This is a genomic window from Paenarthrobacter sp. NPDC090522 (assembly GCF_044769225.1).
In the GTDB taxonomy this organism is placed as follows: domain Bacteria; phylum Actinomycetota; class Actinomycetes; order Actinomycetales; family Micrococcaceae; genus Arthrobacter.
Genome location: NZ_JBIVXL010000003.1, coordinates 18,353 through 31,014 on the forward strand (window position 1 = coordinate 18,353; position 12,662 = coordinate 31,014).

Consider the following 12,662-nt stretch of genomic DNA (forward strand, 5'->3'; position numbering starts at 1 on the left):
ACTTTCGGCCCAATAATCCCTTCGGAATGGGCTGCAAGTGACCCCGCGTTGTTCGGTCTGGACTAGCGCTGGACTGCTCCGAACCGCTCTGCGGCAACGGCAACGGCGGCAGCGCGGGCTTCGGAGGCCTCGTCCGCGGTCAGGGTGCGGTCAGCGGCCCGGAAACGAAGGCCGAAGGCCAACGACTTCTTGCCTTCCTCGATGCCCGGACCCACGTAGACATCGAACAGCGCGACGTCTTCGAGGAGCTCTCCGGCACCTTCGCGGAGTGCGGCCAGAACCTGGTCAGCAGGCACATCCTGCGGAACCACCAAGGCCACGTCCTGGGTTGCCACGGGGAACCCGGAAATGTGTTTGGCCACGATCACGTCGGCCGCTGCTTCGAACAGCGCGTCCACGTCGATCTCCATGGCCACGGACCGCGCCGGCATGTCGTGCGCAGCGAGGAGCTTGGGGTGGAGTTCGCCCGCGTAGCCCACCACGTCTCCGTTCCGGAGGGCCAGCTGGGCCGCCCGGCCGGGGTGGAACGCCTGGTGGCTGCCCTGGCTTACCACCAGCTCGACGCCCACGACGTCTCCGATGAGACGTGCAACATCCAGTCCGTCAGCCCAATCCCACGCCCGGGGCGTGTGGGTCGCAGCGGCCGGTGAATCGTGGCCCGTGAGGACAGCGGCGATGTGCAGCGGCTGGTGCGGAACGCCGTCGAACAGTCCCTCAAGAACCTCATCCGAAGGCTTGATGCCCAGCGGAGGGATGGACTCAGTCCCCAACCGGTCGCCCGGCAGGAAGACCGAGCCGGCCTCGTACAGGGCGAGGTCGCGGAAACCGCGCGACTGGTTGCGGCGGACAACCTCGATCAGCCCGGGAAGGATGGACGTACGGAGGTAGCCGTGTTCCTCGCTGATCGGGTTGGCGAGTTTCAGAGCCGGGCGCTGCGCACCTTCCGCGGCCACGCCGAAGGTGTCGTTGGCCGCCTTGGAGACGAACGGGTAGGACAGGACTTCCGTGAGGCCGGCGTCCGCCAGCGCCTGCACCACGCGACGCTTCTGCTGCTGCGTGCGGCTCAAACCGCGGCCCGGAGGCGCTACCGGAAGGGTGGCCGGAATGTTGTCGTAACCCACAAGTCGGGCGATTTCCTCGGAGAGGTCTTCTTTGGTTTCGAGGTCGTTCCGCCAGCTCGGTGCCGTCACGGTGTAGCCGGAAGCGGTCTTCTCCACGGAGGCACCGAGGTCTGCCAGCGACGTGGTGATCTGTTCCTCGGTGAAGTCGATGCCAATGCGCTTGGACGCGAAGTCACCGGGCAGTTCGATGGTGACGGCGTCCGGCGCGGTCCCGACGTCGGTTCCGGCTTCGTCGGCCGTGCCACCGGCCAGCTCCACCAACAGGTCCACGACGCGCTGCGCCGCGATGTTGGCGATGTGCCAGTCGACGCCACGCTCGAAGCGCTTGGACGCCTCGGAGGGAAGCTTGTGGCGACGACGTGAACGGGCGATCGAGACCTCGTCGAAGTGCGCGGCTTCCACCAGGATGTTGGTGGTGGAGTCCGAAACCTCGGTGTGGGCACCGCCCATGACGCCTGCGATGCCGATGGCGCCGGAGTCGTCGGTGATCAGGAGGTCCTCGACGTCGAGCGTGCGCTCTTTGTCATCGAGGGTGGTGATCTTTTCCCCCGCCACGGCACGGCGCACCACGACGTCGCCCGAGAGCTTGTCAAGGTCGTAGCAGTGGTTCGGCTGTCCGAGTTCCAGCATGACGTAGTTGGAGATGTCCACCGGCAGCGAGATGCTCCGGATGCCCGCAAGGCGCAACCGGGAGGACATCCACGGCGGGGTGGGACGCGAGGGATCGACGCCCCGGACCGTGCGGGCCACGAAGCGGTCGCACCCGGGCTTGCCATAAATGGGTGCGTCGTCGTTGAGCTTGACGCCGTAACCGCCCTGCAGGCTGGCCGGCGCGCTCACCTTGGAGGCGGGGTCGGTGAAGACAGTCCCTGTGGCGTGGGCGTATTCGCGGGCGACACCACGGATGGAGAACGCGTACCCGCGGTCCGGGGTCACGTTGATCTCCGCAGCCTGGTCATAGAGACCCAGGAGTTCCATGGCATCCGTGCCAATTTCGGGGTCGAGGCCAATGCTGGACAGCACCAGGATGCCATCGTGGTCCTCGCCGATGCCCAGTTCCCGCACGGAGGCAATCATGCCGGCAGACAAGTGGCCGTACGTCTTGCGCGCCGAGATGTGGAAGTCTCCGGGGAGCACGGCACCAGGAAGCGTCACCACTACCTTGTCGCCTTCCACGAAGTTGTGGGCACCACAGATAATGCCCTGCACGCCGGAGGGATCGATGCCCTTGCCCGTGAGGGTCTGTTCCTGTCCTTCCGGAACGACGCGGACCTGGCACCAGTTGATGGTCTTGCCGTTGGTCTGCGGCTCCTTGACGAGGCTCAACACCTGGCCAACCACGACGGGCCCCTTCAGGGCATCCGTGGGACGGTGGACTTCTTCTTCTTCGAAACCGACCTTGACCAAATCGGCCATGACGTCTTCGGCCGTTGCGTCGGCCGGTACCTGCGCGAACTCACGCAGCCAGGAAAGTGGGATACGCACTGTTAGATCTCCATCCCGAAGTGCTCGCTGAAACGTACATCGCCCTCGATCATGTCGCGCATGTCGCCGACCTCGTTGCGGAACATGAGCGTGCGCTCAATGCCCATGCCGAAGGCAAAACCTGAATAGACATCCGGATCAATGCCGGCCGCCCTGAGGACGTTGGGGTTGACCATGCCGCAGCCACCCCATTCGATCCAACGCGGACCGCCCTTGGCACCGGGGTGCCAGATGTCCAGCTCGGCGGACGGCTCGGTGAACGGGAAGTAGTTGGGGCGCAGGCGGATGGACGCTTCGTCGCCGAACATCTGGCGCGCGAAGTGCTCCAGCGTGCCGCGGAGGTCCGCCATGCTCAGGTTCTTGTCGATGGCCAGGCCCTCGAACTGGTGGAACACCGGCGTGTGCGTGGCATCCAGTTCGTCCGTGCGGAATACCTTGCCCGGGCACAGGACATAGATGGGCACTTCGCGCTCAAGCATGGAACGAACCTGCACGGGTGATGTGTGGGTTCGCATCAACAGGTGCGCCTCGGGCGGTTCCACGAAGAACGTGTCCTGCATTTCACGCGCAGGGTGGTCCGGCTTGAAGTTCAAGGCGTCGAAGTTGAACCACTCGGACTCGACCTCCGGGCCTTCGGCGATTTCCCAGCCCATGCCCACGAAGATGTCCGAAACGCGGTCCTGCAACGTGGACAGCGGGTGGCGGGCACCGGCGCGGCGGCGACGCGGGGCCGCCGTGACGTCCACCGTTTCCTCCACGAGGATCCGGGCGTCGTTCTCCGCTTCGAGAACCTGCGTGCGCGCTGCGAGCGCCTGGTTGACCCGGCCACGCGATGAACCCATCAGCTTGCCGGCTGCCGCTTTGTGCTCCTTGGCCAGGCCACCGATTTCACGGTTGGCGAGGCTGAGCGGCGACTTCTCGCCGGTGTGGGCGAGGCGGACGGCCTTGAGTTCTTCGAGGGAGGATGCGGCCGCAATGGCGGCGACGGCGTCCTCAACGGCGGCGGTGATGGCGGCCTCATCCAGCGGATTCGGGATGGCAGCGCCTGGCAAAGTGTCAGTCATCTACTGTTCTTAGCTACGAGTCGGGAACGGCCGGCATGGCTGGCCTGCAAAACAAGAGGCAGTGTCCGCCGTGGCGAACACTGCCTTCCAGTCTAGTAGAACCTTCCCTACCGGGTCTTCAGGGGGCCGGAGGTGCGGCGGGCGGCGGCGGTGTGGGTCCGCCGTCGTTCCTTGGCTGCGGAGCCTGGCCGGGAGTGTAGCCCTGGCCCGCCCAATCCTGCTGTGGCGCGTATCCCGCGGGTCCGTTCTGTCCAGGTCCATACTGCGCCTGCCCGTACTGTGCGGCCGGAGCGGAGGCCGGAACGGGCTTCGGCGCACGACGCCTCAGGAGTACGAACAGCAGCACAACGGCAGCAGCCACCACGGCGACACCCACGACCAACCAGATGATCCACAGCGGGAACCCGGCGTTGGCCTCGGCTTTGACCTGGACGGTGGATTCACTGATGGACAGCATGTCGAACGTTGCGGTGTTCCCATCGACAGTGGCTCCCTTGGCCTCGACTACCTTGCCGGGGAAAGTGAAGCGGACCGAGGCTTCGTCGAACATCGACCTGGCCATGCCGGCCGAGGACGGGTCGCTGGAGTCGGTCCCCGTGACGCCGCCCATGGAGAGGACGTAGAAGTCGCCTTCCTTCTTGAGCTCGAAGGGGTTCTCTGAACTGGAGGACTCCGCAAGCTTCGCCGGATCAAGGTTGGTGGCGGTGATCTTCTTGCCCTTGTACTTTTCGTCCTCGTAGTCCACCACCGTGGATCCCTCGGGGATATCCATCTCCTGGCTGCCCGTGCCGTTGGACTTCATGAACTCGTCAAAGGACTTCTCCCCCAGAACGGACTTCTGGATTGCGTAGACCACTTCATAGTCGACGCTCTTCTCGCTGTTGACCTTGACGGACATGTTGAGCTTGACGCAGCCGGTCAGAGCCAGCATGACGGCGACCAGTACGGCAAGGACGCCTGCAGCGCGCTTCACTTTCATTTCTTCTTCCCCCAAATGGTGACGTGGACTGGGTGGGTGCTGGATCAGCGTAACCCGCGGCCGGCGCGGCGCGGGGTACGCCGGGCTAGCATGGCTTCATGACTCCCGGGCAGCGCCTGCGACAGATCGCCAACGCCGTCAATCTCAGTACGCCGTTGGGCTTGCTGGTTGCGGCGGCCTCACGGTCCCGGTTGTCGAAAGGACCGCGCGGCCTGCTCATCGCGGCCGGCTACCACTGGAAGATCCCGCATGCCGGGGCGTTCACGCTGGGGAACGTCATTGTGTACCGGTCGCCCCACGGTGTTGCCGGCGCCAATGAGAGGTTGCTGGCCCACGAGGAACGGCACAGCACACAGTACGCCTGGTGCCTGGGGCTCCCGTTCCTTCCCCTGTACGGAGTGGCCGCAGCGTGGTCCATGCTGCGGACCGGGAGCCCCGGCTTGGCCAACATCTTCGAGCGCCATGCCGGATTGGAAGCCGGCGGTTACATTGACCAACAAAGGCCGGGCGTTCCAGCCCGCAAGCGAAGCGAGGCGGTATGAAGCGAACCATCACAGTCACAGGTACGGCGAGCGCAAAGGCTGCGCCGGACCTGGTGACGCTGACTCTGGGTGTCGAAACCCGCCGGGACTCGGCAGCGCAGGCTTATTCCGACGCCGGACACGCCGCGGGTGCTGTAGCGGCCAGCCTGCGCCAAGCCGGCGTGGCGGACGTCGACCTGCAGACCAGCGGCTTGAGCCTGCGCGCCGACCTGGTGTGGGTGGAGGGCCAGGGACAAAAGGTCTCGGGGTACATCGCATCCACGAACCTGCTGGTGGCCATCCGCTCGCAAGCCGACGCGCCTGCCGCCCTTGCCGCGGCGGTGGCCGCCGGTGGAGACGACATCCGGATCAATGGCATTGGGCAGGGCTTCTCCGACGCTTCCCGCGTGACCGCCGCCGCACAGGAGGCGGCGTGGGCCGACGCCGAGCGCAGGGCACAGCAGTATGCCCAGTTGGCGGGAGCCCGGCTGGGCAGCGTGGTGACCGTTTCCCAGCAGCCGACGCCGGGCGCCCCGGTTCCGGTGGGTGGCATGGCCAGGGCCTACGCGGCCGAAGCCATGCCCGTTGAAGCGGGAGAGTCATCGGTGACGGCAAGCGTCACGGTGGAGTGGGAGCTCCTGGCGGGCTAAGCCCAGGTCAGTGGATGGCGCCTGCGGACAGCTTGGCATCGGTGCCGGTTTGGGCCGCGGTACGAATAAGGACGGCGATGCCCCTCGCCATTGATTCGAGGGGCATGGACGGTGCCGTGCTGCCCTGAACGAGATCCTCCGTGGCGTACGGCACGTGGACAAATCCACCCCTGGCCCCGGACCGGTCGTTCAAAGCGTGCATCAGCGCGTAGAAAACATGGTTGCAAACGTAGGTTCCGGCGGATTGGGAGACTTCTCCTTTGATGCCTTCAATCTGAAGGCTCCGCAAGGCCGCCTTGATGGGCAGGGTGGTGAAGTAGGCGGCAGGACCCCGGGGCACTACTTCCTGGTCGATGGGACGGTTGCCCTTGTTGTCGGGGATGCGGGCGTCGTCGCAATTGATGGCCACGCGCTCCAAGGAAATCCTGCTGCGGCCACCGGCCAGGCCAACACTGAGGACCAGTTCCGGCTGGTGGGCCTCAATGGCCTGCCGTAACACATCAACCGATTCGCCAAAGACACAGGGCAGCTCGACCGTCCCCACCGTCAGGCCCTCGGCGCGGAGTATCCGGGCGGCCTGCAGCACAGCGGTCCACGACGGATTGGTGGCATCGCCGCCAAAGGGTTCGAATCCAGTCAGCAGGATCATGGGCCAACCTTAGCAACGCCCGGAACCGGCTTCGAAGCACTTGACTTAAATTCGAACATACCTTCGAATGGAAGTCATGAGATGGGACGCACAAGCACTTTCACCAAGCCGTGAACGCGTACCCGGATCCGGTGCCGGCACAGCTCCCGGCCCTGCCCCGGTTGTGGATGCCCTGCTGCCGCTCTCCGGGTTGGTGCGTTCCATCTCAACACCCGAATTCTCCGGAGTCACCTTCCATGAGGTCACCGCCAAGTCAGTGCTCAATAAGGTGGCTGCCGGTTCCCAGATGCCGTTCGAGTGGACCGTGAATCCTTATCGCGGCTGCAGCCATGCGTGTGTCTATTGCTTCGCCCGGAAAACCCACACCTATCTGGACTTTGATTCCGGCCGCGATTTCGACTCCCAAGTGGTGGTCAAGATCAACGTGGCCGAGGTCCTGCGCAAAGAGCTGGCCAAACCCTCATGGCAACACCACCCCGTGGCGCTGGGCACCAATACGGACCCCTACCAACGCGCCGAGGGCCGCTACTCCCTCATGCCGGGAATCATCCGCGCCCTGGCAGACTCCGGAACCCCGTTTTCCATCCTGACCAAAGGCACCCTGTTGTCCCGGGACATCCCTTTGCTCAAGCACGCAGCCACCATGGTTCCCGTAGACCTTGGAATCTCGTTGGCCATGACCAACCAGGACCTCGCGGAGCTCATGGAGCCAGGGACGCCCTCCCCCAAAGCCCGGTTGAAGTTGATTGCCAGGCTTCGCGACGCGGGGCTCGGCTGCGGCGTCATGGCCATGCCCATCCTGCCGTGGCTCACTGACTCGGATGAGGCCTTGGACTCGTTGTTCTCCGAACTCGCCGCGGCAGGCACCACGGGGGTCACCGCCGGGGCGCTCTACCTCAAGCCCGGAACCCGCGAGTGGTACATGGAATGGCTGGCCCATAACCATCCGGAACTCGTGGGCAGGTACCGTCGGCTCTACGGGAAGGGCTCCTACGCGCCCAAGGAATACCGGACATGGCTGGCGGGGCGGGTCAATCACTTCAAGGCCAAATATGGCTTCGCGGGTACGCACGGGTTCAGCCACAGAAACGCCCGGCCCCGGACTACGGAACCGGCGCACGACGCCGCCCATCCTGCGGGGGCCACCGAGGCGGGCCAGGAGACCTTGTTCTAAGACAGGCCCCTACAGCGCGGAGGTGGCCACGCGCTCCAGCAACGCCCGCACGATGGGAAAGTCGGCGGGGATCCATTCGAGCTCCAGGACTTCGTTCCCGTCGAGGGATACCCACCGCAGTTCGTCGTGGTCTTCCAAGGGACGGGGCTCTCCGCCGGTCAGTTCAGCGAACCACACCCGCATCGCGGCCCGCTCATTCAGGGTCCAGCCGGAGGTGCTGCCGGACTGCACTTCCTCGCCCAGGCGGACAGTGACGCCCAGTTCCTCCATGAGCTCCCGTTGGAGTGCCGATTCCGCCGACTCCCCGGCTTCCACCTTCCCACCAGGGAACTCCCACATCCCCGCGAACTGGGGAGGCGCGGTACGGCGGGCGGCCAGGAGGAGGGCAGGAGCTGAAAGGGAATCGACCACAGCCGCGCCCACCACGTTGATCAATGCAGTCACTGGATAAGTCTAGGGGTGGCGGGACCATGGGCATCATCACAAAACAAAGCCCCGCAGGCCGCTGGCCACTAAACTTGATCTCGGTTTTTCTTCCTACCCCGGCCCCGGGGACACCCTCACGAAGCAGGCTTATGACTACCACCATGTCCCCACCCACCTCCCGTCCCACGCGGCGCCACCTTGGTTTGGCCATCCTGTCGCTGGCCATGGGTGGGTTTGCGATCGGAACCACCGAGTTCGCCATGATGGGGCTTCTGAAAGAGGTAGAGGACGGGCTTCGCATCAGCACGCCCGAGGCCGGGAACCTGATTTCGGCCTATGCACTGGGCGTGGTCATCGGCGCGCCGGTCTTCGCGGCCTTCGGGGCCAAGCTCCCCCGCAAGCACCTGGCGCTGGGACTGATGCTCTTCCTGTCCATCGCCAACCTGACCTCTTTCATCGCACCTGATTACGGACTCATGCTGTTGTCCCGGTTCGCATCAGGCCTCCCCCACGGCGCCTACTTCGGTGTTGCCGCGGTCATCGCCGCCAGCCTCGTGGCACCCACCAAACGCGGCTGGGCCATTTCCATGGTCATGGCCGGACTCACCGTATCCAACGTCATCGGCGTCCCCCTGGCCACCTGGGTGGGACAAACGTTCGGATGGCGGCTCCTCTTCGTGATCGTCGGTGCGATCGGCCTGGTCACCGTGTCGATGGTCTGGAAGTTCGTACCCTTCGAGCCGGTCCATCCGGAGGCGAGCATCAGGCGCGAACTGGGCGCCCTCAAGCGTCTCCAGGTTTGGCTTGCACTCTTGATCGGCATCATTGGCTTTGGCGGCTTTTTTGCCGTCTACACCTACATCGCCCACACGATGACCAGCGTGGCCGGTATCCCGGAGAGCCTCATTCCGGCGGTCGTGGCCCTGTACGGCGTTGGCATGGTGGTGGGCAACATCATCGGTGGCAGGATCGCGGACCGTTCCGTCATGGGCACCATCTACCTGGTGATGCCCGGCATCGCCGTAGCCCTGGTGGTGTATGCGATTGCTGCGCACTGGGCCTGGTCCGCCTTCCTCATGGCTTTCGTCGTCGGCGGAATCGGCTCCATGCTGACACCCGCGCTCCAAACCCGCCTCCTGGACGCGGCTCCCGGCGCGGCTTCGCTGGCTTCCTCCTTGAACCATTCGGCCCTCAACATAGCCAACGCCCTCGGAGCATTCCTCGGCGGAACCGTGATCGCCTGGGGTTGGGGTTACGTTGCTCCGGCGCTGGTAGGCGCTGTCCTTGCCGTGCTCGGCCTGGGTGTCGCTGTGGTCAGCGGCTTGGTGGAAAGCAGGAAGCCCCTGGCCTGACAGTTGCAGAACCAAAAAGCGATCGGCTCCGCAGTGCGGAGCCGATCGCTTTTGCTTTGTCCTGGCCGGTATGCGGCACCCATGGTGATCTTCGAGGCCACCAGCAACACCGCACCCGGAACGTAACTACTTACTTATGCATCTCCGCCGGCCTGAGCGCTGGTGAATACCGATCCTTGCTGGGACCGGGCACTGGCGTACAGGCACACCGTGGCCGCCGTTCCCAGGTTGAGGCTTTCGGCTGAACCGTAGACGGGCACAGCCACCCGATGGTCGGCCAGGCCGAGTTCCGCATCGGAGAGACCCTGCGCCTCATTGCCGAAGAGCCAGGCCGTGGGCGCTTCCAGAGCGTAGTCCGAAGCAACATCCCCGTTGCCGAGCCGCCGGGCGGCGTTCTCGTCCTGCAGCTTGTCCAGGTTCACGGTGCCGTAGCCGTCCGCTGCAAGGACGCCAATCCCACGCGCCTTAAAGAGCGCCACGAGTTCCTCGACATCAGCCCCAAGGACAACAGGAAGGTGGAAGAGGGAGCCAGCCGTGGAGCGTACGGCCTTCGGATTGTAGATGTCCACGCTGCTGCCGGTCAGCACCACAGCGTCCGCGCCCGCTGCGTCGGCGGCCCGCAGTACGGTTCCCGCGTTACCGGGGTCGCGCACTTGGCACATCACGGCAAGAAGGCGGGGACCGGCGTCGAGCACGCTCTCAAGGCTGACGTCCACAAAGCTGCACACGGCCACGACGCCCTGCGGGTTGACGGTGTCCGCCATGGCGGCCAACACATCATCGCTGGCCAGCCGGAGCTGCGTGCCACGGGCCAGGTCCGCAAGTTCGGGAAGCCTGTCCAGGCACGCTTCGCTGGCAAAGACTTCATGGACGACGGCGGCACCTCCGGCCGCGAGCCGCTCACGGTGGAGGGTCAGCGCCTCCCGCACGGCCTGCGGTCCTTCAGCGAGGAACCGGCCGCGCTTTAAACGCGCCGGGCGCCCGGCAAGTTTGGCGACATCCCTCACCCGATCAGCTCGGGGGTTGGTCATCGTTATTTCTTGCGGGCGCCCGGTTTCGTTCATATAAAGAACTTTAGTGGCAGTTGCGACTAGTTCTTGATCTGCTGGCGGGCTTCGCCACCTGCGGGCTCGAAGCCTGCGGCCTTGGCAGCCTCAACGGTGGAGAACCAGTACTCAGCAGCAGTGTTCTCGTACCAGGTGGAACCCGGAACGTGGTACTTCTTGGACTCGGCGTTGCCCTTGATGGCGTGGCCTTCGGGAGCACCCTCACCCTCGACGGCTGCGATGGCACCGTCGATGGCGGGCTTGTCGGAAACGACAGCCTTGACAGCGGTGGCCGTGGCAGCAGCGGAAGCAACCTTGGCAGCCTTCGGAGCAGCTTCGGCCTTGGCCGGAGCAGACGTGTCAGCCGGGAGGGCAGCCTTGGCAACGTTCACCAGGGCGGTGAAAGCGTTGGCGTCGGAAACAGCCAGTTCGGCGAGCATGCGGCGGTCAACCTCAACCTCAGCAGCCTTCAGGCCCTGGATGAGACGGTTGTAGGTGAGGCCGTTGGCGCGGGATGCAGCGTTGATGCGCTGGATCCAGAGGCGACGGAAGTCACCCTTGCGCTTGCGGCGGTCGCCGTAGCTGTACACAAACGAGTGCAGCAGCTGCTCTTTTGCCTTGCGGTAAAGGCGCGAACGCTGACCGCGGTAACCCTTTGCGCGTTCGAGGACAACCCGGCGCTTCTTGTGGGCGTTGACCGCCCGCTTCACACGTGCCACGTGCGTACTCCTTCAGAAATCTTTATCCCAAGCTGCTACTGCCGGATCTCCGGCCGGCCTGAGAAGGCTTTTGGTGTAGTCGGTCCCCGCCGGACGGCGGCAACCTTAGAGCTTGGAACTTAGACGCCCAGCATCTTCTTGATGACCTTGGCGTCGCCCTTGAAGACGATCTTGTCGCCGGCGAGGCGACGGGTCAGGGTGGTGGGCTTGTGCTCCAGGTAGTGGCGGCGGTTGGCCTGCTGGCGCTTCAGCTTGCCGGTGCCGGTCAGCTTGAAGCGCTTCTTAGCACCGCTGTGGGTCTTCATCTTCGGCATGGGAACCGATCTCCTTACGTATCCACGGACAATGTCCGCAGTTCTTTCGTGCAGCCTGCCTCCAAGGGCCGGCGTGCTGGTTGCTTGCCGTTCGGAGCGGAGCTCCTTGGGCGTCGAACTAGTTGGTCTTGCGTGATGCAGGCTTCGGCGCGGCCTTGGGGGCCGCGGGCCGTGCGCCCGGCTTGGGAGCTGCAGGCTTGGCCATCGGCTTCGGAACCGCCGGAACGGCAGGCTTCGGAGCGGACGGGACAGCAGGCTTCGGCGCTTCCGGTGCAGGTGCCGCCACGGGAGCGGGAGCCGGAGCTTCCTCAGCAACAGCGGCTTCCTCGGCAACCGGGGCTTCCTCGGCAACCGGCGTTTCCTCCGGAGCCTCCGCAACCGCGGGTGCTTCGCTGGCGGGAGCTTCCTCGGCTGCCGCCTGCGTGGCTTCCTCGACTACGGGAGCTTCGGTTTCCTGAGTGGCCTCTTCCCCGGCAGCCGTGAGGCCGGCAGGAAGGAGATCCGCGAGGGACTGGGTCATGGGACCCTGGTCGCCCGAGGTGTCCACACGTGCTGCCGCCTTGGCCTCGTTCTGGGCCTTGGCTTCGGCACGCTGTGCTGCGCGGCGGGCTTCGGCCTTGGCCTCGGCCTTGTTCTTGAGCGGACCGATCACCATGACCATGTTGCGGCCATCGATGCGCGGGCTGGACTCGACAACGCCAACCTCGGCAACGTCTTCGGCAAAGCGCTGCAAGAGGCGGATGCCCATTTCGGGACGCTGCTGCTCGCGGCCACGGAACTGGATCATGGCCTTGACCTTGTCACCGGCACCGAGGAAGCGGAGGGCGTGTCCACGCTTGGTTTCGTAGTCGTGCTTGTCGATCTTCAGGCGGAAGCGGATTTCCTTCAGAACCGTGTTGGTCTGGTTCTTGCGGGCTTCGCGCGCCTTGACTGCGGCCTCGTACTTGTACTTGCCGAAGTCCATCAACTTGCAAACAGGAGGCTTAGCCTGCGGGGCAACTTCAACGAGATCGAGATCGGACTCGGCAGCAAGACGCAGGGCGTCCTCAATGCGGACAATTCCTACCTGTTCGCCGGCAGGGCCGACCAGCCGCACCTCGGGGACGCGGATACGCTCATTGATTCTTGGCTCGCTAATGTTAAAGCTCCTGTGGTTGTGGTG

At 64.8% G+C, this 12,662-nt stretch carries 13 protein-coding genes; 4 read left to right on the top strand and 9 right to left on the bottom strand.

Features of this window, described 5'->3' with window-relative positions:
- Nucleotides 1–62: 62 nt before the first annotated feature.
- The 3 genes from pheT to ACIQT2_RS04005 all read right to left on the bottom strand — a co-directional run bounded on the left by pheT (nucleotide 63) and on the right by ACIQT2_RS04005 (nucleotide 4,649).
- Complete coding sequence (pheT, locus tag ACIQT2_RS03995) at nucleotides 63–2,606, bottom strand: phenylalanine--tRNA ligase subunit beta (RefSeq protein ID WP_402943816.1); 2,544 nt, start codon at nucleotides 2,604–2,606, stop codon at nucleotides 63–65.
- Between the two features lie 2 nt (nucleotides 2,607–2,608).
- Complete coding sequence (gene pheS, locus ACIQT2_RS04000) at nucleotides 2,609–3,670, bottom strand: phenylalanine--tRNA ligase subunit alpha (protein ID WP_397324055.1); 1,062 nt, start codon at nucleotides 3,668–3,670, stop codon at nucleotides 2,609–2,611.
- A 118-nt stretch (nucleotides 3,671–3,788) separates the two neighbouring features.
- Nucleotides 3,789–4,649: an LppM family (lipo)protein gene (locus tag ACIQT2_RS04005; RefSeq protein WP_400331562.1), complete on the bottom strand. Its 861-nt coding sequence runs from the start codon at nucleotides 4,647–4,649 to the stop codon at nucleotides 3,789–3,791.
- Nucleotides 4,650–4,747: 98 nt separating this feature from the next.
- On the opposite strand from ACIQT2_RS04005, the gene ACIQT2_RS04010 reads away from it, so the two are divergent.
- Nucleotides 4,748–5,191 (top strand): hypothetical protein, encoded by a 444-nt coding sequence (locus tag ACIQT2_RS04010; protein WP_402943820.1) that lies wholly within the window; start codon nucleotides 4,748–4,750, stop codon nucleotides 5,189–5,191.
- A complete protein-coding gene (locus ACIQT2_RS04015; protein WP_402943823.1) occupies nucleotides 5,188–5,820 on the top strand; it encodes an SIMPL domain-containing protein in 633 nt (210 codons plus the stop codon). Before ACIQT2_RS04010 ends, ACIQT2_RS04015 begins: the two co-directional genes overlap by 4 nt.
- A gap of 7 nt (nucleotides 5,821–5,827) precedes the next feature.
- On the opposite strand, the gene pcp is transcribed toward ACIQT2_RS04015, so the two are convergent.
- Nucleotides 5,828–6,469 carry a pyroglutamyl-peptidase I gene (gene pcp, locus ACIQT2_RS04020; protein ID WP_402943825.1) on the bottom strand — a complete coding sequence of 214 codons (642 nt, stop codon included), beginning with the start codon at nucleotides 6,467–6,469 and terminating at the stop codon, nucleotides 5,828–5,830.
- Between the two features lie 76 nt (nucleotides 6,470–6,545).
- Here pcp and ACIQT2_RS04025 point away from each other — a divergent pair, with 76 nt between their 5' ends.
- Entirely contained in the window at nucleotides 6,546–7,643 is a 1,098-nt protein-coding gene (locus ACIQT2_RS04025; RefSeq protein ID WP_402943827.1) for an Rv2578c family radical SAM protein, read from the top strand.
- 9 nt (nucleotides 7,644–7,652) lie between these two features.
- On the opposite strand, the gene ACIQT2_RS04030 is transcribed toward ACIQT2_RS04025, so the two are convergent.
- Nucleotides 7,653–8,087, bottom strand: coding sequence for a (deoxy)nucleoside triphosphate pyrophosphohydrolase (locus ACIQT2_RS04030; RefSeq protein ID WP_402943830.1), 435 nt, complete (start codon nucleotides 8,085–8,087; stop codon nucleotides 7,653–7,655).
- A 131-nt stretch (nucleotides 8,088–8,218) separates the two neighbouring features.
- Between ACIQT2_RS04030 and ACIQT2_RS04035 the strand changes: the two genes are divergently transcribed.
- Nucleotides 8,219–9,421, top strand: coding sequence for an MFS transporter (locus tag ACIQT2_RS04035; protein WP_402943832.1), 1,203 nt, complete (start codon nucleotides 8,219–8,221; stop codon nucleotides 9,419–9,421).
- Nucleotides 9,422–9,555: 134 nt separating this feature from the next.
- Here ACIQT2_RS04035 and ACIQT2_RS04040 read toward each other — a convergent pair whose 3' ends face one another.
- The 4 genes from ACIQT2_RS04040 to infC all read right to left on the bottom strand — a co-directional run bounded on the left by ACIQT2_RS04040 (nucleotide 9,556) and on the right by infC (nucleotide 12,596).
- Nucleotides 9,556–10,485: a TrmH family RNA methyltransferase gene (locus ACIQT2_RS04040; protein ID WP_402943834.1), complete on the bottom strand. Its 930-nt coding sequence runs from the start codon at nucleotides 10,483–10,485 to the stop codon at nucleotides 9,556–9,558.
- Between the two features lie 26 nt (nucleotides 10,486–10,511).
- On the bottom strand, nucleotides 10,512–11,186 hold the full coding sequence (rplT, locus tag ACIQT2_RS04045) for a 50S ribosomal protein L20 (RefSeq protein ID WP_400331540.1): 675 nt from the start codon (nucleotides 11,184–11,186) through the stop codon (nucleotides 10,512–10,514).
- Nucleotides 11,187–11,305: 119 nt separating this feature from the next.
- Nucleotides 11,306–11,500, bottom strand: a complete 195-nt coding sequence (gene rpmI, locus ACIQT2_RS04050) for a 50S ribosomal protein L35 (protein WP_347110628.1) — start codon at nucleotides 11,498–11,500, stop codon at nucleotides 11,306–11,308.
- A 118-nt stretch (nucleotides 11,501–11,618) separates the two neighbouring features.
- Nucleotides 11,619–12,596, bottom strand: a complete 978-nt coding sequence (infC, locus tag ACIQT2_RS04055; protein WP_402943837.1) for a translation initiation factor IF-3 — start codon at nucleotides 12,594–12,596, stop codon at nucleotides 11,619–11,621.
- Nucleotides 12,597–12,662 lie beyond the last annotated feature (66 nt).

Excerpts from the sequence above, each read along its gene's own strand:
- pheS (WP_397324055.1), bottom strand. The coding sequence starts at position 3,670 with ATGACTGACACTTTGCCAGGCGCTGCCATCCCGAATCCGCTGGATGAG.
- ACIQT2_RS04040 (WP_402943834.1), bottom strand. The coding sequence starts at position 10,485 with ATGAACGAAACCGGGCGCCCGCAAGAAATAACGATGACCAACCCCCGA.
- ACIQT2_RS04015 (WP_402943823.1), top strand. The coding sequence starts at position 5,188 with ATGAAGCGAACCATCACAGTCACAGGTACGGCGAGCGCAAAGGCTGCG.
- ACIQT2_RS04010 (WP_402943820.1), top strand. The coding sequence starts at position 4,748 with ATGACTCCCGGGCAGCGCCTGCGACAGATCGCCAACGCCGTCAATCTC.
- ACIQT2_RS04035 (WP_402943832.1), top strand. The coding sequence starts at position 8,219 with ATGACTACCACCATGTCCCCACCCACCTCCCGTCCCACGCGGCGCCAC.
- ACIQT2_RS04025 (WP_402943827.1), top strand. The coding sequence starts at position 6,546 with ATGAGATGGGACGCACAAGCACTTTCACCAAGCCGTGAACGCGTACCC.
- pcp (WP_402943825.1), bottom strand. The coding sequence starts at position 6,469 with ATGATCCTGCTGACTGGATTCGAACCCTTTGGCGGCGATGCCACCAAT.
- rpmI (WP_347110628.1), bottom strand. The coding sequence starts at position 11,500 with ATGCCGAAGATGAAGACCCACAGCGGTGCTAAGAAGCGCTTCAAGCTG.
- ACIQT2_RS04005 (WP_400331562.1), bottom strand. The coding sequence starts at position 4,649 with ATGAAAGTGAAGCGCGCTGCAGGCGTCCTTGCCGTACTGGTCGCCGTC.